This window comes from Teichococcus vastitatis (genome assembly GCF_003604215.1).
Taxonomy (GTDB): domain Bacteria; phylum Pseudomonadota; class Alphaproteobacteria; order Acetobacterales; family Acetobacteraceae; genus Pseudoroseomonas; species Pseudoroseomonas vastitatis.
Window position 1 is genome coordinate 49471 of the sequence record NZ_QXGS01000004.1, and the last position, 23501, is coordinate 72971.

The window sequence follows — 23501 nt, forward strand, 5'->3', positions numbered from 1 at the left end:
GCGCTACTACTCCGCCCGCAGCGCGGCCCCCGCCGCCAGGGGTGCCAGTGGCAGGGCCGCAGCCACCAGCGCGCCGAGCAGCAACAGGAATGGCCGTGGCGAGACCGATCCGGCCGCCGCCTCGATCGCCGCGGCGCCGAAGATCACCGCCGGAATGGCCAGCGGCAGCACCAGCAGCGGCAGCAGCACGCCGCCCCGCCGCGCGCCCAGCGTCAGCGCCGCCGCCATGGTGCCGAGCAGCGACAGAAACAGCGTCGCCAGCCCCAGCGCCAGCATGGCCACCGGCCAGGCCTCCACCGGCAGGTTCAGCATGGCGCCGGCCACCGGCACCGCCAGCAGCAGCGGCCCGGCGGTGGTCAGCCAATGCGCCGCGGCCTTGGCCCCGGCGATCTGCATGCCCGACAACCCGGACAATAGGAGCTGGTCGAGTGATCCGTCCTCCGCTTCCGCGCCGAACAGCCGGTCGAGCGGCAGCAGCGCGGCTAGCAGGGCGGCAGCAGTCAGCGCACCCGGTGCCAGCCGTGCCAGAGCGTCCGGCGCCGGCCCGACGCCGAAGGGAAACAGCGCCGTCACCAGCAGAAAGAACAGCACCGCCGCCAGCGTATCGGCCGGATGCCGCGCCGCCAGCAGCAATTCGCGCTGCAGCAGGGCGATCACGCCGCCACCGCCATGCGGAATTCCCGCGCCCGGTCCAGCGGCAGCGGCACGTGGGTGGCGGCCACCACCATGCCGCCGCCCGCCCGGTGGCGTCGCAGCAGGGTTCCGAGGCGCTCCAGGGAGGCGGCGTCGAGGCCGACGCTGGGCTCGTCCAGCAGCCAGAGCGGGCATGGCGACAAGGCCAGCCGCGCCAGGGCCAGGCGCCGCCTCTGCCCGGCCGACAGCATCCGCGCCGGCAGCTCGGCCAGCGGTGCGAGGCCCACCGCCTCCAGCGCCGCGCCGGGATCGCCGCCCCAGCACCGGGCCCAGAAGCGCAGGTTCTCCGCCGCGGAGAGGCCGGGCTTCAGCGCGTCGGCATGCGCCAGGTAGCGCAGCCGTGCGGCATGCGCGGCGCGGTCGGCCAGCGCCTCCTCGCCCTGCCACAGGATGCTCCCTTCCTCCAGCCGGACGAGGCCCGCCAGGCACCGCAGCAAGGTCGATTTCCCCGCACCATTGGCACCAATCAGCACCACGGCCTCCCCGGGCGAGACGCTGAGCCGGAGGCCGGCGAAGATCACCCGGTCGCCGCGCAACACAGCGATATTATTGGCTTCCAGCACGGCACAGGATCTCCCACGGCCCGATGGACCGGGCGCGCGCAGCGTGTAATAAGCTGCGGCGTTCGCAGCAAATATTCGAGGGACCCCGGACCATGCGGATGATCGGGCAGGATAGCCTGAAAGCGCGTCGCTCCCTGACGGTTGACGGCAAGACCTACCACTACTTCAGCATCCCCGAAGCGGCGAAGAGCATCGGCGACGTCAGCCGCCTGCCCTTCAGCCTCAAGGTCCTGCTGGAGAATGTTCTCCGGCACGAGGATGGCCGGGCCTACACCGTGGATGACGCCAAGGCGGTCGCCGAATGGGTGAAGGAAGGCCGGAGCGAGAAGGAAGTGCCCTTCCGTCCCGCCCGCATCCTGATGCAGGACTTCACCGGCGTGCCGGCGGTGGTCGACCTCGCGGCGATGCGCGACGGCATCACCAAGCTGGGCGGCGACCCGAAGCGCGTGAACCCGCTGGTGCCGGTTGACCTCGTGATCGACCACTCCGTGCAGGTCGATGTTTCGGGCACCGCCACCGCCCTGCAGCAGAACGTCGACATCGAGTTCGAGCGCAATGGCGAGCGCTACGAGTTCCTTCGCTGGGGCCAGGACGCGTTCAACAACTTCCGCGTGGTTCCGCCCGGCACCGGCATCTGCCATCAGGTGAACCTGGAATACCTGGCGCAGGGCGTCTGGACCACGACCGACGCCGGCGAAACCTTCGCCTATCCCGACAGCTGCTACGGCACCGACAGCCACACCACCATGGTGAACGGCCTCGGCGTGCTGGGCTGGGGCGTTGGCGGCATCGAGGCGGAAGCGGCCATGCTGGGCCAGCCGATCGCCATGCTGATCCCCGACGTCATCGGCTTCAAGCTGCATGGCCGCCTGCGCGAGGGCGTCACCGCCACCGACCTGGTGCTGACGGTGACGCAGATGCTGCGCAAGAAGGGCGTAGTCGGCAAGTTCGTCGAGTTCTACGGCCCCGGCCTCGCCGACATGGCGCTGGCGGACCGCGCCACCATCGGCAACATGGCGCCCGAATATGGCGCGACCTGCGGCATCTTCCCGGTCGATGAGGTCACGCTGGGCTACCTGCGCCTGTCCGGCCGCGACGAGCACCGCATCAACCTGGTGCGTGAATACTACAAGGCCCAGGGCATGTTCCGGGACGAAACCACTCCGGAGCCGGTGTTCACCGACACGCTGGAGCTGGACATGGCGACGGTCGAGCCGTCGCTGGCCGGGCCGAAGCGGCCGCAGGACCGCGTGGCGCTCTCCAACGCCGCCCCCGCCTTCGCCAAGGAGCTGGCCTCCGGCAATCTCGGCGTGCCGGGCGACAAGGCCGATCTGCGCGTGCCCGTGGCGGGTGCCAATTACGATCTCGGCCATGGCGACGTGGTGATCGCTTCCATCACCTCCTGCACCAACACCTCGAACCCCTACGTGCTGGTGGCGGCGGGCTTGCTGGCCAAGAAGGCCCATGAGCGGGGTCTGCTGCCGAAGCCGTGGGTGAAGACCTCCCTCGCGCCCGGTTCGCAGGTGGTGACGGATTACCTGAACCAGTCCGGCCTGCAGCCGCATCTGGACGCGTTAGGCTTCCAGACCATCGGCTATGGCTGCGCCACCTGCATCGGCAATTCCGGGCCCCTGGCCGACCCGATCGTGGATGCGATCGAGGACAACAAGCTGGTCGCCGTCTCGGTGCTGTCGGGCAACCGCAACTTCGAGGGCCGCGTGCACCAGAACGTGCGCGCCAACTACCTCGCCTCGCCGCCGCTGGTGGTGCTGTACGCCCTGGCCGGGTCGATCAACGTCGACGTCACCAAGGACGCCATCGGCACCGGCACGGACGGGCAGCCGGTGTACCTGAAGGACCTCTGGCCGACCCAGAAGGAAGTCAACGACACCGTGGCCGCCGTGGTCACGCGCGAGATGTTCCAGAGCCGCTACTCGGACGTCTTCAAGGGCCCGGAGCAGTGGCAGGCGATCCGCGTCGATACCGGCTCGGACACCTACCGCTGGAACTCCGGCTCCACCTACGTGCAGAACCCTCCCTATTTCGAGGGCATGGACGCCGAGCCTCAGCCGATTGCCTCGGTCCAGGGCGCGCGGGTGCTGGCCAAGCTGGGTGACTCGATCACCACTGACCACATCAGCCCGGCCGGCAACATCAAGAAGACCTCGCCGGCCGGCGAATACCTGGGCGAGCACCAGGTGCGGCAGGCCGACTTCAACAGCTACGGCGCCCGCCGCGGCAACCACGAAGTGATGATGCGCGGCACCTTCGCCAACATCCGCATCAAGAACGAGATGGTGCCGGGCATCGAGGGCGGCATCACCAAGCACCAGCCCTCGGGCGAGGTCATGCCGATCTACGACGCGGCCATGCGCTACAAGGCCGAGGGCACCCCGCTGGTGATCTTCGGTGGCAAGGAATATGGCACCGGCTCCTCCCGTGACTGGGCGGCCAAGGGCACCTTCCTGCTGGGCGTGAAGGCGGTGATCACCGAGAGCTTCGAGCGCATCCACCGCTCGAACCTGGTCGGCATGGGCGTGCTGCCGCTGGTGTTCAAGCCGGGCGAGAACCGCGAGACGCTGGGCCTGACCGGCGAGGAAACCATCGACATCCTGGGCCTCGAGGAGTTGAAGCCCCGCATGGTGCTGGACCTCGTGATCCACCGGCCGGACGGCACCACCACCACCACCCAGGTGCAGTGCCGCGTCGATACGGCCGACGAGGTCGAGTACTACAAGAATGGTGGCATCCTGCACTACGTGCTGCGCAACATGGCGCAGAACAAGGAAGCCGCCTGATCCTGAACGCCGCTCCGGGGCAGGCTGCCCCGGAGCCTGGAAGGCCAAGCGGCCCGGGAAGCGAGTTCCCGGGCCGTTTTGTTTCGGCCGCCGCCGCCCGGATCAATCACGCCCAGGGGCGGGCCAGCCGCCGCCTCAGGAAAGGCTACTCAACCTCGGGGTCAGTCCTGCGGGCGCCGCAGCCGCACGGGGCCGAACAGGGGCGCGTTCCAGGGCAGGTCCACCAATCCGCGCAGCAGGTTGCGGGGCGTGATCGGCTGTGGGCGCAGAGTCCAAGGCATGGCACCAGGTCTCCCTTGTTGGTTGGCATCATCGAGATGGTGAGCGGCCATGAAGAATTCCTGAAGCGCAACGAAATTTCATGTCATGCCGCGCCGTTGGCCTCGCCCCCGGCACAGGCCGGCGGCCCGCGCGCATCTTTCCGCGGCAGCGGAACGTTGGACGGTGAGCCTTCCCCTTCCGCAGGATCTGGAGCCGCTGCCGCATGACTGCCACGCGTCGTATCGACCACATCTCGGACCTGCATTACGGCCGGGTGGACGAGGCGGCCGCCGCGGCCTTGCTGGAGACGCTGAACGCCGATCCGGCGGACTTGGTGGTGATCAGCGGCGACCTGACGATGCGCGCCCGTTCGCGCGAGTACCGCGCGGCCCGGCGGTTCATGGATGCGCTGAAGGCGCCCCATCTGGTGGTGCCCGGCAACCATGACATCACCAATTACTGGCCGTGGGAGCGGTTTCTCGACCCGTTCGGCCGCTGGCGCCGTCATATCGGCGGCAAGACGGAGCCGATGTGGCGCGACGATCATCTGGCGGTGATCGGCCTGAACACGGTGGTCCGCGGCGGCTGGCATTTCTCGTGGGAAGAAGGCCGGGTGAAGCGGCACCGGCTCAAGCGCCTGCTCCGCCGGCTGGAGGATCTGCCGCCGGGCCTGTTCCGCATCGTGGTGGCTCACCATCCCTTCCTTGCGCCGGAAGATGCGCCGGATACGCCGCTGGCGGCCCGCGCCGCGCCGGCCCTGGAGCAGCTGCAACAGGCCGGGGTGCGCCTGATCCTGTCGGGACATCTGCATCGCGGCTATGTGCGGCTCCATCGCGGCGCCCCAGCCTCCAGCGTTCACCGCGAGGAATTGCTGGTGGTGCAGGCCGGCTCCGCGATCTCCACCCGCCTGCGCGGCGAGCCCAACGCCTACAACCGCATCGTGGTGGAGGAGCGGGATGTGCGCATCGAGCCCCGCCGCTGGGACGGCCGCAACTGGCTGGGCGCCGAAGCCCCTGCCTGGCCGCAGCATGTTCTGACAGCCGAGGCGGCCTCCTGAACAGCCTTCGATCGGCCGCCCTGCGTGGTCCGCCTCTCCGGCGCGGCAAGCCGGTGCCCCGGCGCACCATCGGCCCGGCCCCACTGCCGGCCGAGCAGGTGGGCCGCGCCGCCGTGACGCCGCCTCACATTCCGCGCAGCCACAGCGCCAGAGGAAGCGCCAGGGCACAGAGGGTGGCCATCAGCAGAAACACGCCACCGCCCCAGGCGGCGTAGAGCGGTCCCGACAGCCAGGTCATCAGCCCCATCAACAGCCCGACCCCCAAGGCGGAATGCAGGCTCTGCGCGGTGCTGGCCAGCGCCGGCGGCACCAGCCGCTGGATCAGCTGCATCGCCGCCAGGTGCTGCGCACCGAAGCTCAGCGCGTGCAGCAGCTGGATCAGCAGCAGCGCCGGCAGCCAGGTGGTGGTGGCCATCGATCCCCAGCGCAGCAGCCCGGCCGCCGCCGCCAGCATCGCCATGCCGGCCGGCCCGAGCCGCCGGACCAGCCGGTGGCCGTGGAGAAACAGCGCGATCTCGCCCAGAACGGCAACCGCCCAGAGCAGGCCGATGGTGGCAGGAGCGTGGCCCGCGGCGCTCCAGTGGATGGTGCTGAAGGCGTAGTAGGCGGCATGGCTGCTCTGGATCAGCCCGGACAACAGCAGCAGCGACGTGAAGCCCGGCAGGCGCAGGGCCATCAACATCCCGCCGCGCGGGCCGGCACGGGCGGCGGGGTCGGGCGGGCGGGGCAGCGCCAGCGCCGCCACCGCCACCGACGCCAGGGCCGCCGCCATGAGGCCGGGCAGCAGGCTCAGCCCGAAGCGGCCGGCCAGCCATCCGGCGAGCACCGCCATCGCCATGTAGGTGATCGAGCCGGCCACGCGCAGCCGGCCATATTCGAAGCCGCTGCGCCGTGCCGCGGCCAGGCAGATGGCATCGGCCAGCGGGGTCATCGGCGCCATGGCTGCGTTCAGCGCCAGCTGCGCCAGAAGAAAGCCGAGCAGGCCGGCGGCCAGGGTGAAGCCCCCAGCTGCCAGGGCTGCCGCCATGCCGAGCAGCACCAGCAGAAGCCGCGGATTGCCCAGCCCATCCGCCAGCCGCCCGCCGAGCGGCCCGGCCAGGATGCGGATGGCGGCGCCCAGCGCCAGCACCAGCGAAACCTCACCGGGCGCGAGGCCCCGCTCCAGCAGATAGGCCGGCAGGAAAGGCTGGGAAGCGCCGATCGCCGCGAACACCGCACCGATCAAGGCCCTGTGGCGCCCGGGATGGGCCGGCGGCGGCGTGTCGGAGTCGGGATTCATGACAGGTGACAAGCATGCAATGGGCCGGGCTCTGCCGCCAGCAATGGCATCCGCCCGTTGCAAGCCGCGGCCGGAGACGCCACACAAGGGAGAAGATGCGCGATCACGCTCCGACTTCCGCCGCCGATTCCATGTTTCCGGCGCGGGTCAAGGCCGTTCTCGGCCCTACCAACACCGGCAAGACCCATCTGGCCATCACCCGGATGCTGGCGCATGCCTCCGGCATCATCGGCTTCCCGCTGCGCCTGCTGGCGCGCGAGAATTACGACCGGATGGTGGCCGCCAAGGGCGCCCGCTACGTGGCACTAATCACCGGTGAGGAAAAAATTGTCCCGCCCGAGGCGCGGTGGTTCGCCTGCACGGTGGAGGCCATGCCGCTCGACCGGAGGGTCGAGTTCGTGGCGGTGGACGAGATCCAGCTCTGTGCCGATGCCGATCGCGGACACATCTTCACCGACCGCCTGCTGCATGCGCGCGGGCTGGTCGAGACCATGTTCCTCGGCGCCGAGACCATCCGCCCGCTGCTGCAGCGGCTGGTGCCGCAGGCCGAGATCGAAACCCGCCCGCGCCTGTCTCAGCTGTCCTATGCCGGCCCGGCCAAGCTGACCCGGCTGCCGCCGCGCTCGGCGGTGGTCGCCTTTTCCGCCGGCGAGGTCTACGCCATCGCCGAGGCCATCCGGCGCCGGCGGGGCGGCTGCGCCGTGGTGATGGGGCGGCTGTCCCCGCGCACCCGCAATGCCCAGGTGGCGCTGTACCAGAATCGGGAAGTCGACTTCCTGGTGGCGACGGACGCCATCGGCATGGGGCTGAACATGGACGTGGACCATGTGGCCTTCGCCGCCCTGCAGAAATTCGACGGCCACCGCCCCCGCCAGCTGACCGCCCAGGAAGCCGCGCAGATTGCCGGCCGCGCCGGGCGCGGCATGCGCGACGGCACCTTCGGCTCCACCGCCGAATGCCCGCCCCTGCCGCCCGAGATGGTGGAGAAGATCGAGGAACACCAGTTCGAGACGCTGACCACCCTGGCCTGGCGCAACGCCCAGCTTGACATGACCAGCGTAGACGGGCTGCTGGACAGCCTGTCGGCGCCGCCGCCGGTGCCCGGCCTCGCACGCGGCAACGACGCCACCGACCACGTCACCCTGGCGCACCTCGCGCGGGAACAGGAGATCCGCAAGCTGGCGCAGGGCCGCGCCCGCGTGCGGCTGTTGTGGGAAACCTGCCAGATCCCGGATTTCCGCAAGCTGGCCGATGACAGCCACACCCGGCTCTGCGGCCGCATCTTCGGCCACCTGGTCAAGGAAGGGCACCTGCCGGCCGACTGGGTGGGGCAGCAGATCGCTCTCTGCGCCCGCATCGAGGGCGACATCGACACGCTCATGACGCGGCTCTCGGCGATCCGCGTCTGGACCTATATCGCCGCGCGCGGCGATTGGCTGCGCGATGCCCAGCGCTACCAGAACGAGGCGCGACAGGCCGAGGACATGGTCAGCGACGCGTTGCATGAGCGGCTTACCGCCCGCTTCGTCGACCGCCGCGCCGCGCACCTGATCCGCCGCCTGGACGACAGTGCCGAGGAGCTGCTTTCCGCCGTGACCCGCGACGGGAAAGTGGTGGTGGAAGGACATGGGGTTGGCCATGTGACGGGTTTCATGTTTGAACCCGATGCCGCTGCGGGTAATGAGGATGAGCGCAAGCTCGTGCTGCGTGCCGCCCGCCGTGCTTTGCAAAGTGAGATGCCCAAGCGCGTGACTGATCTGGAAACTGCGTCCGACGACGCCTTCGCCCTGTTGCCCAACCACCGCATCACCTGGAACGGTGACGAGGTCGCACGGCTGCGCCCCGGCCCCACGCCGGACAAGCCGCTGGTCGAGCCGCTCGCCACCGAGTTCCTGGATGGCGCGCAACGGGAGCGCATCCGGGCAAGGCTCGCCACCTGGATCGAGACCATGCTGAAGCGGGACTTCGCGGCGCTGGATGCCGTGGAGGCCAAGGCGGCGGAAGACAACACGCTGCGCGGCCCGGCCTTCCGCCTGCGTGAATATCTGGGTCTGGTGCCCGGCGGCACCGAGGCCGAGGTCAATCCCGAGCTGCGGCAGAAGCTGAAGGCGATCGGCATCCGCGCCGGCCGCTTCGCGCTGTACCTGCCCGAGGTGCTGAAGCCGAAGCCCATGGCGCTGCGGGCGCAGCTCTGGGCGCTGAAGGCGGATTGCGACGTGCCCGCCGTGCCGGGAGGCGGGCTGGTGTCCGTGCCGCCGCCGGAAGGCTGGCCGGACGGCTTCGCCGAGACCATGGGCTGGGTGCCCGCCGGCCCAGTGCTGCTGCGCCTTGACGTGGCGGAGCGTGTTGCCGGCGAGCTGGGCCACCTGACCCGCCGCGCGCCGGCCATGCTGCCGCCGGATGTTGCCAGCCGCCTCGGCGTCAAGGCGGACATCCTGCCCGGCGTGCTGCAGGTGCTGGGTTTCCGGCTGCTGCCTGCCGAGCCGCTCGCCGAGGACGTGTTCGGCCCGCCCGGACCCGCCATGGTGTCAGCCCGGCGCGAGGATCGCGGCCAGCGCTTCCGCCGTCCCGGCGGGCGGCCCGAGGGCCAGCGGGACCAGCGCGGCCCGCGCCCCGAGCGCGGCTCCCGCCCTGACCGGCCGCAGCGCCCGCGTGACGAGGCCGCGCCAGCCGCGGGCGATGCCGTGGCCGCGCCGGGCGATGCCGCCGAGCCGCGTCCGGAGCGCGCTCCGCGCCCGGCCCGTTTCACCGGCAAGGATGGCGCGCCGCGCTTCACCGGGAAGGGCGGCCCCCGCTCCGACCGTGATGAGGGTCCGCGTCGTGACCGTCGTCCGCGCGATGACCGCCCGCCGCGCAACGATCGCAACGATCGCAACGAGGGCCGCTCCTACAGCTTCGCCGGCCCGAAGGACAAGGGGCCGGACCCCGACAGCCCGTTCGCGGTGCTGGCACGGCTGAAGCTCGACAAGGGGTGATGCGCGCCGACCGCCGCCATGGCTGAGGCCGAGGACCGGGACTGGCAGCGGCTGGACAAGTGGCTGTGGTGCGCGCGCGTCGCCAAGACCCGTGCGGATTGCGCCCGGCTGGTGCAGAAGGGCAGGCTGCGCCTGAACCGCCAGCCGGTGGACAAGCCTGGTGCGCGGCTGCGGGTGGGCGACGTGCTGACCCTGGCGCTCGGCGGGCCGGAACACGGCGTGGTGCGGATCTGGCGCATCCGGGCGCTGGCCGCGCGGCGTGGCCCTGCGCCCGAGGCCCGCGGCCTGTATGACGACCTGGACGCCCCCGCTCCCGATACCCTGCCTGCCTCGCCGCCGGCGTGACGCTGCAGCGCGAGAATGGCGGTTGCGTCCTGCCCTCGCCCGGTCCATCTGTGCGCCACGCTGCACACTGGATCTGACTGAGGAACCCGGCCGTGACCTACGTCGTCACCGAGAACTGCATCCGCTGCAAGTACATGGATTGCGTCGAAGTCTGTCCGGTCGATTGCTTCTATGTTGGCGAGAACTTCCTGGTCATCCACCCCGACGAGTGCATCGATTGCGGCGTGTGCGAGCCGGAATGCCCGGCTGAGGCGATCCTGCCCGACAGCGACGATCGCGCCGCCGACTGGGCCGAGATCAATCGCGAATACTCGCAGCAATGGCCCAACATCACCCGCAAAGGCGAGGCACCGGCCGATGCGGAGGAATGGAACGGCAAGCCGAACAAGCGCGACCTGCTGAGCGCCAACCCGGGCAAGCCCTGAGGCCTCATCGGGCGGCCGGTGTGAGGCACCGGCGCTAAGGTGACGCTTGGCGCGCTTCGTGCTATGCGACGGCCGGGCGAGGTTGTGGACTTGCAGGATCCACACCACCTCCTTGATTCACTTGCGCGGGCATCTGGCCAGAGCGGCCCATGAGGGGCTGCCGGCCTGATGGCGCCGCGTCCGTGACACCGGTTGCCAGGAGTAGAGAGCGGATGAAGCCACCCGCCGGCGCGAAGTCTCCCCCCCCCGAGCCGGATACGGCCACCTCCCGCCCGCCCGCACGCCGCGGCATGGCGGAAACCCAGGCGCCCTCTCCCACCGAGGGCGTGACCCCGGGGCCGTCCCGGCCGATGCCGCCGCCGAAGCCGCTGGGCAACCAGGGCAACGAGTTCAAGGCCGGTGACCACGTGGTCTACCCGACCCATGGCGTCGGCCAGGTGCAGGGCATCGAATCCATGGCGGTGGCCGGCACCGAGCTGAAGGTGATCATCGTCACCTTCGAGGAGAACCGCATGACCTTGCGGGTGCCGCTGAACAAGGCGGCCTCCTCGGGCCTGCGCAAGCTGGCCAACCACGACATGATGGGCGAGGCAATGGACACGCTCAAGGGCCGTGCCCGCATCAAGCGGACCATGTGGTCGCGCCGCGCGCAGGAATACGAGCAGAAGATCAACAGCGGCGACCCCGTGCAGATCGCCGAGGTGGTGCGCGACCTGCACCGCAATGCCGGCCAGCCGGACCAGTCCTTTTCCGAGCGCCAGATCTACGAGCTGGCCATGGATCGCCTGGCAGCCGAGGTCGCGGCGCTCGATGGATCCGACAAGAACGCCGCCATGAACAAGCTGCTGGAGCATCTCAAGAGCTGAGGCGGCCCGTCGCGTTCGGGGCGGCCTCCTCACCCCTGGCCGGCGCGAACACGAAAAAGCCCCGGAGGCTCGCGCCTCCGGGGCTCTTTTGCTTCACCGGCCGGGCAGGATCAGTCCTGCTGGCGCACGCCCATGAACTGCAGCAGCAGCTGGAACAGGTTGATGAAGTTCAGGTACAGGCCGAGCGCGTCGAACACGCTGCGCTTCGCCGCCAGGTCAGTGCCCTCGGCATAGGCATACTCGATGTAGTCGGACTTGATGCGCTGGGTGTCGTAGGCGGTGAGGCCGACAAACACCACCACGCCGATCACGCTGATGGCGAACTGCAACGCGGACGAGCCCACGAACATGTTCACCACGCCGGCGATGATGATGCCGATCAGGCCCATCATCATGAAGGTGCCGAGCTTCGTCAGGTCCGCCTTGGTGGTGTAGCCATACAGGCTCACGGCGGCGAACATGGCGGCGGTGATCACGAAGGTGGTCGCGACCGAGGTACCCACATACACGGCGAAGATGTTCGCCATGGAGGCGCCCATCGCGGCGCAGAACAGCCAGAACAGGCCCTGCACCGCGCCCTTGCTCATTCGGTTGATGCCGAAGGAGAGCGCCAGCACGAAGCCAAGCGGGGCGAGCATGGCGATGAAGCCGAGAATGGTGGGCTGCGTCGCGGCGCCACGCGGCGTCATGACGCGCGTGAAGAACAGCTCCGCGGCCCCGGTGTTCGCGATTACGTAGGCGACAATCGCGGTCAGCAGCAGACCCGACGCCATCCAGTTGTAAACGCGGAGCATGTAGGACCGCAGCCCGGCATCGACGGCGGCCGCATCGGCGGTTGCCGTGCGGCCCCAGCCTGTCGCACCCGTCGTGTAACGATAGTCGGGACCAGAGGCCATGAGATCAAACACTCCTACCCTCGCGGACGATCCGCGGGTCATGGTTAATATGGACTATCCGTAATCTGATTCAACGGGAATTCCGCTGACGTCCAAGCTTGCCCGATTTTCCCGTTGCCGCCTCACTTTTTCTGGCCCGGACGTGCCTCAGCCCGGGCCTCGGCCTCCATTTCAAATGGCGCTGCGGTTCATTCGTTGCGCAGCAATGGCGCCGGACGGCTGCGCAGGGCCAGCGCCGTGCCGGCATAGCCCAGCCCCAGGGTCAGCACCGTGCAGCCCGCCACTGTCAGCGCCAGGGTGCCGGGCAGGAACACCCAGTCGCTGCGCATCACGAAGCGCGCCACCGCCCAGCTTGCCGCCGTGCCGCACAGGGCGGCGAGCACGCCGGCCGTGACGCCCAGCAGGCCGAACTCCACCATCCAGGCGCTGCGGATCTGCGCCCGCGTGGCCCCGACCACCTTCAACACCACCGCATCGCGGACCCGCCGGCGCTGCCCGGCCGCCATGGCGCCGGCCAGCACCAGCGCGCCGGCCGCCAGCGTCACGCCCGCGACGGCCGAGATGGCCAGGCCCAGCCGCTCCAGCAGGCCGGCCACCGCTTCCAGCGCGTCCCGCACCCGGATGCCGGACACGTTGGGAAAGGCATCGGTGATGGTGCGCAGCACCTGTGCGTCGCGCGCCGCATCGCCGCGCAGCGTCGCGATGTGGGTGTGCGGCGCGGAAGCCAGCAAGCCAGGCGAGGCGATCAGGGTGAAGTTCAGCCCGAGCCCTTGCCACTCGATCTGGCGCGTACTGGCGATGCGCAAGGGCACCTCACGGCCCAGCACGTCCACCACAACGTCGTCGCCGAGCCCGACGCCCCAACCCTCGGCCAGCCGCGCATCCAGCGACAACAGCGGCGGGCCGTTGTAATCCGCGGCCCACCACTGACCGCTGACGAGCCGCGTGTCCTCCGGCGGCGTGGCCGCATAGGTCAGGCCGCGGTCGCCCCGCAGCGCCCACCGCGTATCCTCGGTCGCCTGCACCTGTTCCACCGGCACGCCCTTGATGGACACGATGCGGGCGCGCAGCGAGGGAACCCGCCTCACCTCGGTAACGCCGGGCTGGGCCCGGGCCAGTTGGTCGAAGCGGGCCGCCTGGTCGTTCTGGATGTCGATGAAGTAGAAATTCGGCGCGGCGTCGGGCAGCTGGCCCTGGATCTGCCGGCGAAGATTGCCTTCGATCATGGCCACGGCGGAAAGGGTGGTCAGTCCGATGCCCAGGCTGACCAGCATCAGCGCCGTGGGTGCCCCGGGGCGGTGCAGGTTGGCCAGGCCCAGGCGCAACGCAGGGCGGCGCACCCCACGCAGCCGTCGCGCCGCGGCGGACAGGGCGGCGGCGCCCAGGCGGAACAACAACAGCGTGCCGCCGGCGGCGGCGCAGAAGCCCAGCGCGAAGCCCGGCTGCTCGGCGGAGCCGACCACCAGCGCCACCAGGGCCAGCACCGCCAGCGCGTTGACCAGCAGCAGCGACAGGCGCGGCCGGCCGGCGCCTCCGGCCCCGCGGGGCTGCACCATGTCGCGGAACAGCGCGGCGCCGGGGATCTCGCGCGCGCGGCCGAGCGGCCACAGGGCGAAGGCCAACGCGGTCAACACGCCGTACAGCGCGGCCTGCAACAGCGGCATCGGGTAGAAGCCGAGGCGCGGCGGCACCGGCAGCACGCCCGACAAGGCCTGCGCCGCCAGCATGGTCAGCCCCTGCCCCGCCACCAGCCCGATCAGGATGCCGAGGCCGGACAAGGCCATCACCTGCATCAGGTAGGTGACGAAGATCAGCCGGGCCGGGGCGCCGAGGCAGCGCAGTGTGGCGATGGTGCGCGCCCGCTGGTCCAGCCAGGCCCGCACCCCGGTGGCGACGCCGATGCCGCCCACCAGCAGCGCCGTCAGCCCGGCCAGCGTCAGAAAGGACGCCGCGCGGTCGAGAAAGCGGTTCACCCCCGGCGAGGCCTCGGCCGCGTCGCGGATGCGCCAGCCGCCATCATCATGGGCGGCGCGGAACTCCCGCGCGAAGACGGCGGGAGACACGCCCTCCGGCAGGGCGATGCGGTACTCGTACTGCACCAGGCTGCCGGGCTGCACCAGCTGCGTCGCCTGGAGGTCGTCCAGGTTGATCATCGCGCGCGGGCCGAGAATGGCGGGGCTGGCCACCTTGTCCGGCTCGCCCGACACGGTGCCGGTGACGCGGAACTGTTCCTCGCCCAGGCGCAGTGTGTCGCCCGGCTTCAGGCCCAGCCGGTCGGCCACCAGCGGGTCGAGCGCCGCCGTGCCCGGCATCAGCTCGCCCGGCGGGTCCAGCAGCAGCTCGCCATAGAGCGGATAGGCATTGTCCACCGCCTTCAGCTCGACCAGCGTGCGGTCGCCGGACGCAGCGACCGCCATGGCGCGCATCTCCACCACCTCGGACAGGCGGGCGCCGTGGCCGGTGATCCAGTCGCGCGCCGTCTGCGGCATCGGGCGGTAAGACACACGAACGGAAAGGTCGCCGCCCAGGATGCGGGCACCGTCGGCGGAGAGTCCGGCTTCGGTGGCGGCGCGCAGCGTGCCGACGGCGGCGATGGCGGCGACGCCCAGCGCCAGACAGGCCAGCACGATGCGCAGACCCTTGATGCCGCCGCGCAGCTCGCGCCGGGCGAAGCGCAGGCCGAGCGCCACCGTCTGCCCCCAGCCGCCCTCCCGTCCGGCCGGAGGCGCGGCCGATGCCACGCCGCTCATGCGCGGCCGTCTTCCGTCAGCACGCCATCGGCCATGTGGATACGCCGGCCGCACCGCCCCGCCACCGCCGGATCATGGGTGATCAGCAGCAGGGTCATGCCGAGCTGCTCCCGCAGGCCGAACAGCAGGTCCATCACCTTCTGCCCGGTGGCGCCATCGAGGTTGCCGGTGGGCTCGTCGGCCAGCAGCAGGCGGGGCTCGGCGACCACCGCGCGGGCCAGCGCCGTGCGCTGCTGCTCGCCGCCCGAAAGCTGGCCGGGGTAATGGTCCAGGCGGTGGCCGAGGCCGACCCGCTCCAGGGACAGGCGGGCGCGCTCGAAGGCATCGCGGCGGCCGGCGAATTCCAGCGGCACGGCGACGTTCTCCAGCGCCGTCATGGTGGGCACCAGGTGAAAGGACTGGAACACGATGCCGAGCTGGTCACGGCGGAAGCGGGCCAGCGCATCCTCGTCGAGCCGGGTCATGTCGGCGCCGGCGACGCGCAGGCTGCCGCCGGTGGGGCGCTCCAGCCCGGCCAGCAGCATCAGCAGGCTGGTCTTGCCGGAGCCGGACGGGCCCACCAGCCCCACCGCCTCACCTTGTTGCACCGCCAGATCAACGCCGCGGAGGATGTTGACCTCCCCCCCGGCCGCCGCCACCTTGAAACTGAGACCGCGGGCCTCGATGAGGTTCGCGTCGCGATCCGCCCCCTTCGGGGCGGCAGCAGCGGGGGATCGGATGGCATTGGGTGCGTCCAGCATAGTTCGCAGATATGGCCGCCGTGCCGCGCTGCGAAGGGCCTCGCTTGGTTTCGGATTATTTCTTTCGGTGAAGCTTTCGCTCGCGGCACAGACCGCGGAGCCCGTGCGGGTGCTGATGCTGGGCGATTCGATCACCGCCGGCTACGGGCTGGCGCAGGCCGAATCGCTGCCGGCGCGGCTCGAAGCGCAGGCGCGCGCGGCCGGCGCCAACCTCCGCATCATCGCCGCCGGCGTCTCCGGCGACACCACCGCCGGCGGCAGGTCGCGCCTCGACTGGGCCCTGGCCGACAAGCCGCAGGCGGTGATCGTGGCGCTCGGCGGCAATGACGGGCTGCGCGGCACGCCGCCTTCCGACAGCTACAACAACCTCCATGACATTCTGACCCGGCTGAAGCAGCGCAACCTGCCGGTGCTGCTGGCCGGCATGCTGGCGCCGCCCAATCTCGGCGCCGATTATGGCCGCGAGTTCCGCGACACCTTCGAGCGCCTGCACCGGGAGCATCCGGAAGCGGTGTTCTATCCCTTCCTGCTGGAGGGCGTCGCTGGCGAGGAGGCGCTGAACCAGCCGGACCGCATCCACCCCAATCCGCGCGGTGTTGAGGAAGTGGCACGGCGTATGCTTCCCGCCGTGCAGGAGCTGCTGTCCAAGGTGCAGGGAGGTTGAGCCCACCATGCCACGCCTGTTCGTTGCCCTGCCCATCCCCGAGGAACTGCGCGAGCAGTTGGCCGATCTGGCCGGGGGCATCCCGGGCGCCCGCTGGGTGCCGCCGGAGAATTACCACCTGACCCTGCGGTTCATCGGTGAGGTCGATGGCTGGCAGGCGGACGAGGTGGACGAGGCGCTGGCCAATATTCGCGCCCGTCCCTTCGCCATGCAGCCGGGCGGCCTCGGACTGTTCGAGAAGGCGGGCCGCCTCACCTCGCTGCATGTGACGGTGAAACGCAGCGAGCGCCTGCTGCACCTGCAATCCAAGGTGGAACAGGCGCTGCAGCGCGCCGGCCTGCCGCCGGAGCGGCGCCGCTTCGCCCCGCACATCACCCTCGCGCGCACCGAGAAGGCGGCGCCTGACAAGCTGATCGGCTTCGTGCAGGCGCACAACCTGTTCCGCCCGCCGCCGATCACGATCGAGCATTTCTCGCTGTATTCGTCGCTCCTCGGCAAGGAGCAGGCGCATTACGAGGCGGAGGTGAACTACCCGCTGGAACAGGCCGCGCCGGGCGGCCCCCTGCCGCACGAAGCGGGTGTGTGACCGGCGCCGCGGCGGCTTTCCCAGCGCCGCGATCCGGCTTATGGCGACGGCGGAAGCGGCCCATGGCCCTGCACCGCCGGCCGCCAGGAGAATTGTTCCGCCCATGCTGCACCGCCGCCACCTGCCCGTCGCCCTTGCCTTGCTCGGCCTCGCCACCGCCGCGCATGCCCAGGCGCATGACTACCGGCAGGGTGACATCGCCATCGGCCACCCCTGGAGCCGCGCCGCCCCCGCGCGGATCACCGGTGCCGGCTTCATGACGCTGCGCAACACCGGCGGCGTGCCGGACCGGTTGCTGTCCGCCAGCGCCGAGATCGCCACCAGCACGGAGATTCACAGCCATGTGCGGGATGGCGAGATGATGCGCATGCGTGCCGTGGAAGGCGGCATCCCGCTGTCGCCCGGCGAGGAGGTCGCCTTGTCCCCGGGTGGCTACCACCTGATGCTGATCGGGCTGAAGCGCGCCATGGCCAGGGGCGAGCGCGTGCCGGTGACGCTCACCTTCGAGCGCGCCGGCAGCATCACCGTGGAGCTGGCGGTGGCGGCCGCGGGCGCCCCTGCGCCCGGCGCAGGCGGGCACAACCATTGAGCGCGGCGCCGCTGATCGTCCTGACCGGCGCCGGGGTTTCGGCGGAATCCGGGCTGGCCACCTTTCGCGGCCCGGATGGGCTGTGGGAAGGCCACCGGGTCGAGGATGTGGCGACGCCGGAAGCCTTTGCCCGCGATCCGGATACGGTTCACCGCTTCTACAACGCCCGCCGCGCCCAGTTGCTCGATCCGGCGATCCGGCCCAACGCGGCGCACCTGGCGCTCGCCCGGCTGATCGCCACCTGGCCGGCGCCCGCGCTGCTGGTCACGCAGAATGTGGACGACCTGCACGACCGGCTGATGCCCGGCAGCGACGCGCTGCTGCACATGCACGGGACGCTCCGGAAGGCGCGCTGCCTTCGCTGCGGCGCCGTACACGACTGGGACATGGATCTGTCCACCGCCACGCCCTGCCCCGCCTGCGGCACGGCCGGCGGCATGCGGCCCGACATCGTCTGGTTCGGCGAGATGCCGATGGGCATGGACCGGATCGAGACGGCGCTGGCCGAATGTGGGCTGTTCCTGTCGGTCGGCACTTCCGGCCTGGTCTACCCCGCGGCGGGCTTCGTCGCCGCGGTGCAGGGCGAGGCGCGCACGGTGGAGCTGAACCTGGAACCCTCGGCCGGCAGCCGCCTGTTCGACGAGGCGCATCACGGCCCGGCCACCGAGGTGGTGCCGCGCTTCGTCGAGAACTTGCTGGCCGCGCTGCGTTGAACCTGGAGAACATCGCGGCGGCGGCCCGCGCCTGCACCCTGTGCGCCGCGCACCTGCCGCTGGGACCGAAGCCGATCTTCCGGATCAGCCGCACCGCGCGCCTGCTGATCCTGAGCCAAGCGCCGGGCACCCGGGCCCATGAAAGCGGCATCCCGTGGGAGGATGCGTCGGGCGACCGGCTGCGCGACTGGCTCGGGCTGGACAAGACACGCTTCCACGACGCGGCGCGGATCGCCATCCTGCCCACCGGCCTGTGCTATCCGGGCCGCTTGGCGCGCGGCGGCGACGCACCGCCACGGCCGGAATGCGCGCTGCTCTGGCATCCACGCTTGCTGGCCCCGATGACAGCCCTGAAACTGACCCTGCTGGTCGGCCGGCACGCCATCGCCGGGCGGCTCGGCCCGCGCGCCGCCGCAAGCCTGGAGCGCACGGTACAGGATTTCGCGCAACCGCTGCGGCAAGGGTTGTTTCCGCTGCCGCATCCCTCCTGGCGCACCAAGGTCTGGGCGGCGAAGCGGCCCTGGTTTGAGACGGAGGTGCTGCCGGCGCTGCGCCGCGCCGTGGCGGCGGCGCTGGCCGCGGAGCCCCCGGTCAGCCGGTGACGCGCAGGAAAGGCCAGCGGCGCCGGTAGCGCTCGGCCTTGGCGCGGAACATGCCCCGATGCGGGTTGCGGGGATTGGGTCGCAACACACCCTGCCACAGATCCTCCAGCCCGTTGGGCGCGTAGAGCGCGCCGGTCGCCGCCTCGATGCCGACGCAGGTGCAGGCCACCGGATAACGGTCGATGCCCTGCCGGCTGGAGCGCAGCACCGGACTGGCGACGCCGAAATGTGCCTCGTACCAGAGGTGCACGCGGGCTTGGTTGCGCAGTTCGACCTTCACCGGCAGGTCGCGAAACAGTTCGGCGGCACGGCGGATCGCGCGGTCTTCGGCATCCCAGGACAGGTCGTGGCTGTCGAAATAGAACACGTCATAATCCTGGATGCCCCAGCCGGGCGGATGCCCCGCGCGGTGGTTCCAGGCCGCCTGGAACAGGCAGCCGGCAGTCAGGAAGGCCTGCCGCAGCCCGAGCGCCGGAAGCCGCGCCAGCAGGACGGTGTTCACCGGGTCCTGCCGCGCCAGGGCCAGGAACTGGGCGGGGATCAGCCGTCGTTTTCCAGGCGGCCGATCTCCTCGTCGGAGAAGCCGAAATGATGGCCGATCTCGTGGATCAGCACGTTGCGCACCAGCCGGAACAGGTCCTCGCCGGTTTCGATCCATTCGACCAGGATCGGTTCGCGGTAGAGCAGGATGGTGTCGGGTTCGGCGGGCACAGAGAAGTGCGTCTTGTCGGTCAGCGGCACACCGCGATACAGCCCGGTCAGTTCCCAGGGATGCTGCAATTCCATCGCTTCCAGGGTTTCCTCGTCGGGCAGGTCCTCGACCAGGATCGCGGCACCGCGCACCGCGTCGCGCAGCGCTTCCGGCAGGGCCGAGAAGGCGGTCTCGGCCATAGACTGGATGTCTTCGAGCGAGGGCGGGTGATTGAACTGCATGCGGCTCTTTTAGCAGCGCTCCGCCGGGCGCGCGATGCGGGCGGAGCCGCCGGAGCGGCCCCGCCTCGTGATCAGGGCGCCGGATTGGTCGGGGTCGGCCTGGCACCGGGCGCGGGTGTCGGCGCGCCGGTTGTTCCGGCAGGAGCCGCCGGGGCCGTGCCCGGGTTGGATGGTGTGCCGCCCTGCTCCACCACCATGCCGCCGCCCATATAGGCTCCGTCGTCGCTGGCGCGCGAAGCGCGGCCGCTGCGTCCGCCGCCGGATGAGCGGCGATCATTGTTGACCGGCGTGCGGACCTCCGGGTTGTTCCAGATCGGCCGGCCAAGATTCACGTCGCTGGGCGAGGTGGTGTAGCCGGTCACGGCGCCGGCGCCGCCCCCGACCACGGCCCCCACGGCCGCGCCGACCGGCCCACCCAGCGCGCCAACGCCGGCGCCCGTGGCGGCGCCGGCGGCCGCGCCACCCTGCACCCGGTCCCGTTCATTCGTGCCGCAGGCAGCGAGGGCCAGAGCCAGGGCGGCGGCACCCATTATGCGGAGCTTCATGATGTTTCTCCCTTCAACGGTAGCAGGAGAACGCACGATCGCGGCAAGGGTTGTGCTGCCGCTTATTTCAGCCGGCCGTGGCGACGTAGACGCGCAGGTCGCTGGCTTCCTGCTCCGCCTCCGCGATGCGGGCCTTCACCAGATCGCCGATTGACACCATGCCGGCCAGAGAGCCATCCGCCGCCAGCACCGGCAGATGGCGCACGCGGCGTCCGGTCACCATCGCGAGCGCCTCCACCACGGTGGTGTGCGGCGTCACGGTGTGCAGCACGCGGGTCATCAGCTGGCTGGCGAGAAGGTCGGCCGCGCCGCCGCCATGCGTGGCCATGGCGCGTACCAGGTCACGCTCCGACACGATGCCCAGCACCGCCCCCGCCCCGTCGCGCACCAGAACGGCGCCGATGCGGTGCTCCGCCAGGGTGCGGACGATCGTCATGGCATTGTCGTCAGGACCGACGGAAACCACGTGGCTTCCCTTGTCGCGCAGAATGCGCTCGATGGTCATGAGGTTCTCCCTTGCCGACGGATCCTGCGACGGCCGTGCCCTGCGGCTCGTTCTGTCCCGCCCGTCATGTTTTGACCACCAAACGATGCGTCCGCGGCGGCCGCGAAGTCCAGGGATTTTCCGGCCGTGGCCTCAGCCGGCTAGGGTCAGCAGGCGCCCGGCCTCTATCTCGACCCGGCGGATGGCGAGAACGAAGACGCGGCGCGGCCGGCCGCTCAGCCCATCCAGGTCCGCGCCGGTCAGGAAGGCGATGGCACCGGCCGCGCCGGGCTCCGGCAGGGCGGCGGTGAGCCCGAGCAGACGCCCGGCCTCATCCACCACCGGCCCGCCGGAATATCCCATCAGCGCTGGCATCCGAGCCGTGAAACCACGGCCGAAGCCGGGCATCTCGGCATCCGGCGCTTCCACATGGCCCTGCGCCACGGAGGGGCCGAGGCCAGGGGCGCCGGCAGCCCAGACCGTGTCCCCCGGCCGCGGCGGCGCGGAAGCGGTAGTGGCCGGCGCCAGGAATCCCGCCGGCACGCTCAACACGGCGAGGTCCATGCGCGCGCTGCGGGCCACCAGCCGGGCGGTGGTTTCGCCGCCATCGGCCCGGCGCAGCGACGGGGCCACCTCGCCATCCTGCAACAGATGTGCGCAGGTCAGCACCAGGCCCGGGCGGAAGCCGACCACGGCGCCACGCGACTGGCCGCCGCTGTGCAGAACGGCGAAGCCGGTGGCGGTGATCCGTTCGGCGGGAGTACCCAGAGCCGCCTGGGCGGCCGGAGCGGCGCAGCCGGACAACAAGGCCGGGACCAGCATCGTGCCCGTCACCACACCCGCCGCACCACGTCGCAGAAAGCTCCGCCGATTCATGCCCTGATCCGCCATGCCCGCTCACCCTGTTTAGGAAATATCAACTCATGGGTGAAGATGTTTTCGTAAACCGTTCGAAAACATCAATTCCCGCGGGCCATCCTGGCGACAAGCGCAGAATGCTGGTGAAGAGTGAACAAGCCCTGAAGCACGTGCCGCCGCCGAACCTGGGCGCGGCGGCGCCGCATGATATCGGTCATTGCGGCGGATCAGCTGTCCGCTGTCGGTCCGATCGGTTGAATCATCTCCTCGGCTTCCCGCTTCAGCCGGAGATAGGATCGGAACGAGAAGGGCAGCATGGCGCAATAGATCAGACCGGCCGCGGCCAGGGCAGCCCAGGGTTCACTGACCAGCAGCGCGGCGTAAGCACCGATCGAGAGCAGCAGCGGGAGGACATATTCCCGCCGGACCTTGAAGTTCTTGAAGCTCCAGGTCGGCAGGGTGCTCACCAGGGCCAGTGCCGCGGCGATCAGCAGCAGCCCGACAAAGGCCGGATGGCGCACCGCGTCGGCCATGCCGTTCCAGCCCCAGCCCTGGAAGGCCAGGGATGCGAAGATCGGGAACATGCCGAGGACCGCGCCGGCCGGTGCCGGCACGCCGGTGAAGAAGCTCTGCGCAAAGGCCGCCTTCGGCGGCGGGCCCGGCAGCGGCACCGGACCGGCATCGATGGACGCGTTGAAGCGGGCCAGCCGAAGTGCCATGCAAACCGCGAACATCACGCAAGGTACGAAGCCCAGGCCGCGATAATCATGCATGGTCCAGAGATACAGGATCATCGCCGGTGCTACGCCGAAGGACAGGAAGTCGGCCAGGCTGTCGAACTCGGCGCCGAACCGGCTGGTCGCCTTCAGCAGCCGCGCAAGGCGGCCATCTAGGCCGTCGATCGCACCGGCCAGGATGATCAGCCCGGCCGCCGGCTCCCATCGACCGTCCAGCGCGAAGCGCATCGCCATCAATCCGGCGCACAGCCCGAGCAGCGTCAGGATGTTGGGGATCAGCCGGTTGAACGACTGGCCCTGGAACCTGGGACGCTGCCGGGCGGCCAGCCTGAAGCGGCCCCCGGCTCCGGGCGGACGGGAGGAAATGTTCATCAGAGGGCGGAACCCATCTCGGCGCCAGGGGTTGCGTGAACCACCGAAGCTGGCGGCAGATCGGCGATCACGGTTTCGCCGCCGATCATCAGCTGATGTTCGGCCACCAGCGGCTGCACGCCGCGCGGCAGGTATAGATCGGTGCGGCTCCCGAAGCGGATGATGCCGAAGCGCTCGCCCGCGCCGATGTTGTCGCCCTCCCGCACGTCGCACAGGATGCGGCGCGCGATCAGCCCGGCGATCTGCACCACCGCGATGTCCTGCCCATTGGTCAGCTTCATCGCCAGCGCGTTGCGCTCATTGTCCTCGCTGGCCTTGTCGAGGCTGGCATTGATGAACTTGCCGGGACGATAGGCGATGCGGGTGATGGTGCCGTCGGCCGGGGCGCGGTTCACATGCACGTCGGCGACGGACAGGAAGATGGCGACGCGCCAGCGCGGCTCGGCACCGAGGCCGAGTTCGGAGGGCGGCACCGCGGGAGCCACGCTGACCACGCGACCGTCGGCGGGCGCGACGATCACGGGCCGCGTCGGCGTGACCCGTTCCGGATCCCGGAAGAAGTACAGGCAGAAGGCCGTGAAGGCGGCGCCGAGCCAGAACAGCCAGGAGCCGAAGATGAGTCCACCGATCACGGCCACGGCCGCGCCGCCCATGATGAAAGGTTTGCCGGCTGGATGCGGCGGGGCAAGAACCAGCCTGAGGCTTTGGATGAGCGCCATGATCCGCTGGTTATGGTCCGTCACGCCTGCGCAAACAACCCGGGCCGGGTT

Annotated in this window: 24 protein-coding genes; 11 read left to right on the forward strand and 13 right to left on the reverse strand. The window is 70.4% G+C overall.

Annotation, left to right across the window (positions count from 1 at the left end; all coding sequences use genetic code 11):
• Nucleotides 1-6: 6 nt before the first annotated feature.
• Together ccmB and ccmA are read right to left on the reverse strand one after the other, a co-directional pair.
• On the reverse strand, nt 7-657 hold the full coding sequence (gene ccmB / locus D2K64_RS08080) for a heme exporter protein CcmB (RefSeq protein ID WP_120007729.1): 651 nt from the start codon (nt 655-657) through the stop codon (nt 7-9).
• Nucleotides 654-1256, reverse strand: a complete 603-nt coding sequence (gene ccmA, locus D2K64_RS08085; protein ID WP_120007730.1) for a heme ABC exporter ATP-binding protein CcmA — start codon at nt 1254-1256, stop codon at nt 654-656. Before ccmA ends, ccmB begins: the two co-directional genes overlap by 4 nt.
• A gap of 92 nt (nt 1257-1348) precedes the next feature.
• Here ccmA and acnA point away from each other — a divergent pair, with 92 nt between their 5' ends.
• Together acnA and D2K64_RS08095 are read left to right on the forward strand one after the other, a co-directional pair.
• A complete protein-coding gene (gene acnA / locus D2K64_RS08090; RefSeq protein WP_120007731.1) occupies nt 1349-4054 on the forward strand; it encodes an aconitate hydratase AcnA in 2706 nt (901 codons plus the stop codon).
• Nucleotides 4055-4538: 484 nt separating this feature from the next.
• The gene (locus D2K64_RS08095; protein WP_120007732.1) at nt 4539-5372 is read left to right on the forward strand and encodes a metallophosphoesterase family protein; all 834 of its coding nucleotides are present in this window, start codon (nt 4539-4541) and stop codon (nt 5370-5372) included.
• A 124-nt stretch (nt 5373-5496) separates the two neighbouring features.
• Here the strand turns inward: D2K64_RS08095 and D2K64_RS08100 are convergent, their stop codons facing one another.
• Nucleotides 5497-6651, reverse strand: coding sequence for an MFS transporter (locus D2K64_RS08100; protein ID WP_120007733.1), 1155 nt, complete (start codon nt 6649-6651; stop codon nt 5497-5499).
• Between the two features lie 95 nt (nt 6652-6746).
• On the opposite strand from D2K64_RS08100, the gene D2K64_RS08105 reads away from it, so the two are divergent.
• From D2K64_RS08105 to D2K64_RS08120, 4 genes are all read left to right on the forward strand, one after another.
• Nucleotides 6747-9626 carry a helicase-related protein gene (locus D2K64_RS08105; protein ID WP_238384081.1) on the forward strand — a complete coding sequence of 960 codons (2880 nt, stop codon included), beginning with the start codon at nt 6747-6749 and terminating at the stop codon, nt 9624-9626.
• A gap of 18 nt (nt 9627-9644) precedes the next feature.
• Nucleotides 9645-9971, forward strand: a complete 327-nt coding sequence (locus D2K64_RS08110) for an RNA-binding S4 domain-containing protein (protein ID WP_120007734.1) — start codon at nt 9645-9647, stop codon at nt 9969-9971.
• 92 nt (nt 9972-10063) lie between these two features.
• Nucleotides 10064-10396 (forward strand): ferredoxin FdxA, encoded by a 333-nt coding sequence (fdxA, locus tag D2K64_RS08115; RefSeq protein WP_120007735.1) that lies wholly within the window; start codon nt 10064-10066, stop codon nt 10394-10396.
• Nucleotides 10397-10608: 212 nt separating this feature from the next.
• Entirely contained in the window at nt 10609-11262 is a 654-nt protein-coding gene (locus D2K64_RS08120) for a CarD family transcriptional regulator (protein WP_238384082.1), read from the forward strand.
• Nucleotides 11263-11372: 110 nt separating this feature from the next.
• Here the strand turns inward: D2K64_RS08120 and D2K64_RS08125 are convergent, their stop codons facing one another.
• The 3 genes from D2K64_RS08125 to D2K64_RS08135 all read right to left on the reverse strand — a co-directional run bounded on the left by D2K64_RS08125 (nt 11373) and on the right by D2K64_RS08135 (nt 15648).
• Nucleotides 11373-12158, reverse strand: a complete 786-nt coding sequence (locus tag D2K64_RS08125) for a Bax inhibitor-1/YccA family protein (RefSeq protein WP_120007736.1) — start codon at nt 12156-12158, stop codon at nt 11373-11375.
• 188 nt (nt 12159-12346) lie between these two features.
• Nucleotides 12347-14908 (reverse strand): ABC transporter permease, encoded by a 2562-nt coding sequence (locus D2K64_RS08130; protein ID WP_120007737.1) that lies wholly within the window; start codon nt 14906-14908, stop codon nt 12347-12349.
• Nucleotides 14905-15648 (reverse strand): ABC transporter ATP-binding protein, encoded by a 744-nt coding sequence (locus tag D2K64_RS08135; RefSeq protein ID WP_120007738.1) that lies wholly within the window; start codon nt 15646-15648, stop codon nt 14905-14907. The genes D2K64_RS08130 and D2K64_RS08135 overlap by 4 nt, the downstream gene beginning before the upstream one ends.
• A 67-nt stretch (nt 15649-15715) precedes the next feature.
• Here D2K64_RS08135 and D2K64_RS08140 point away from each other — a divergent pair, with 67 nt between their 5' ends.
• The 5 genes from D2K64_RS08140 (at nt 15716) to D2K64_RS08160 (ending at nt 18802) form a co-directional block, all read left to right on the forward strand.
• Entirely contained in the window at nt 15716-16312 is a 597-nt protein-coding gene (locus D2K64_RS08140; protein ID WP_306418939.1) for an arylesterase, read from the forward strand.
• A 7-nt stretch (nt 16313-16319) separates the two neighbouring features.
• On the forward strand, nt 16320-16898 hold the full coding sequence (thpR, locus tag D2K64_RS08145; RefSeq protein WP_120007739.1) for an RNA 2',3'-cyclic phosphodiesterase: 579 nt from the start codon (nt 16320-16322) through the stop codon (nt 16896-16898).
• A gap of 103 nt (nt 16899-17001) precedes the next feature.
• Complete coding sequence (locus D2K64_RS08150; protein ID WP_202910583.1) at nt 17002-17487, forward strand: copper chaperone PCu(A)C; 486 nt, start codon at nt 17002-17004, stop codon at nt 17485-17487.
• Nucleotides 17484-18200 carry an NAD-dependent deacylase gene (locus D2K64_RS08155; protein WP_120007740.1) on the forward strand — a complete coding sequence of 239 codons (717 nt, stop codon included), beginning with the start codon at nt 17484-17486 and terminating at the stop codon, nt 18198-18200. The genes D2K64_RS08150 and D2K64_RS08155 overlap by 4 nt, the downstream gene beginning before the upstream one ends.
• The gene (locus D2K64_RS08160) at nt 18197-18802 is read left to right on the forward strand and encodes a uracil-DNA glycosylase family protein (RefSeq protein WP_120007741.1); all 606 of its coding nucleotides are present in this window, start codon (nt 18197-18199) and stop codon (nt 18800-18802) included. Before D2K64_RS08155 ends, D2K64_RS08160 begins: the two co-directional genes overlap by 4 nt.
• Here the strand turns inward: D2K64_RS08160 and D2K64_RS08165 are convergent.
• From D2K64_RS08165 to D2K64_RS08195, 7 genes are all read right to left on the reverse strand, one after another.
• Nucleotides 18792-19304, reverse strand: coding sequence for a nucleotidyltransferase family protein (locus tag D2K64_RS08165; RefSeq protein WP_238384083.1), 513 nt, complete (start codon nt 19302-19304; stop codon nt 18792-18794). The genes D2K64_RS08160 and D2K64_RS08165 overlap by 11 nt on opposite strands.
• Nucleotides 19305-19342: 38 nt before the next feature.
• Nucleotides 19343-19735 carry a metallopeptidase family protein gene (locus D2K64_RS08170; RefSeq protein WP_120007743.1) on the reverse strand — a complete coding sequence of 131 codons (393 nt, stop codon included), beginning with the start codon at nt 19733-19735 and terminating at the stop codon, nt 19343-19345.
• 71 nt (nt 19736-19806) lie between these two features.
• The gene (locus D2K64_RS25055; RefSeq protein ID WP_202910585.1) at nt 19807-20280 is read right to left on the reverse strand and encodes a hypothetical protein; all 474 of its coding nucleotides are present in this window, start codon (nt 20278-20280) and stop codon (nt 19807-19809) included.
• 67 nt (nt 20281-20347) lie between these two features.
• Complete coding sequence (locus D2K64_RS08180; RefSeq protein ID WP_120007744.1) at nt 20348-20785, reverse strand: CBS domain-containing protein; 438 nt, start codon at nt 20783-20785, stop codon at nt 20348-20350.
• Nucleotides 20786-20917: 132 nt separating this feature from the next.
• Nucleotides 20918-21640, reverse strand: a complete 723-nt coding sequence (locus D2K64_RS08185; protein ID WP_157985766.1) for a S1 family peptidase — start codon at nt 21638-21640, stop codon at nt 20918-20920.
• 209 nt (nt 21641-21849) lie between these two features.
• The gene (locus D2K64_RS08190; protein ID WP_120007746.1) at nt 21850-22731 is read right to left on the reverse strand and encodes a CDP-alcohol phosphatidyltransferase family protein; all 882 of its coding nucleotides are present in this window, start codon (nt 22729-22731) and stop codon (nt 21850-21852) included.
• Nucleotides 22731-23474: a phosphatidylserine decarboxylase gene (locus tag D2K64_RS08195; RefSeq protein WP_274379294.1), complete on the reverse strand. Its 744-nt coding sequence runs from the start codon at nt 23472-23474 to the stop codon at nt 22731-22733. The genes D2K64_RS08190 and D2K64_RS08195 overlap by 1 nt, the downstream gene beginning before the upstream one ends.
• Between the last annotated feature and the right edge of the window lie 27 nt (nt 23475-23501).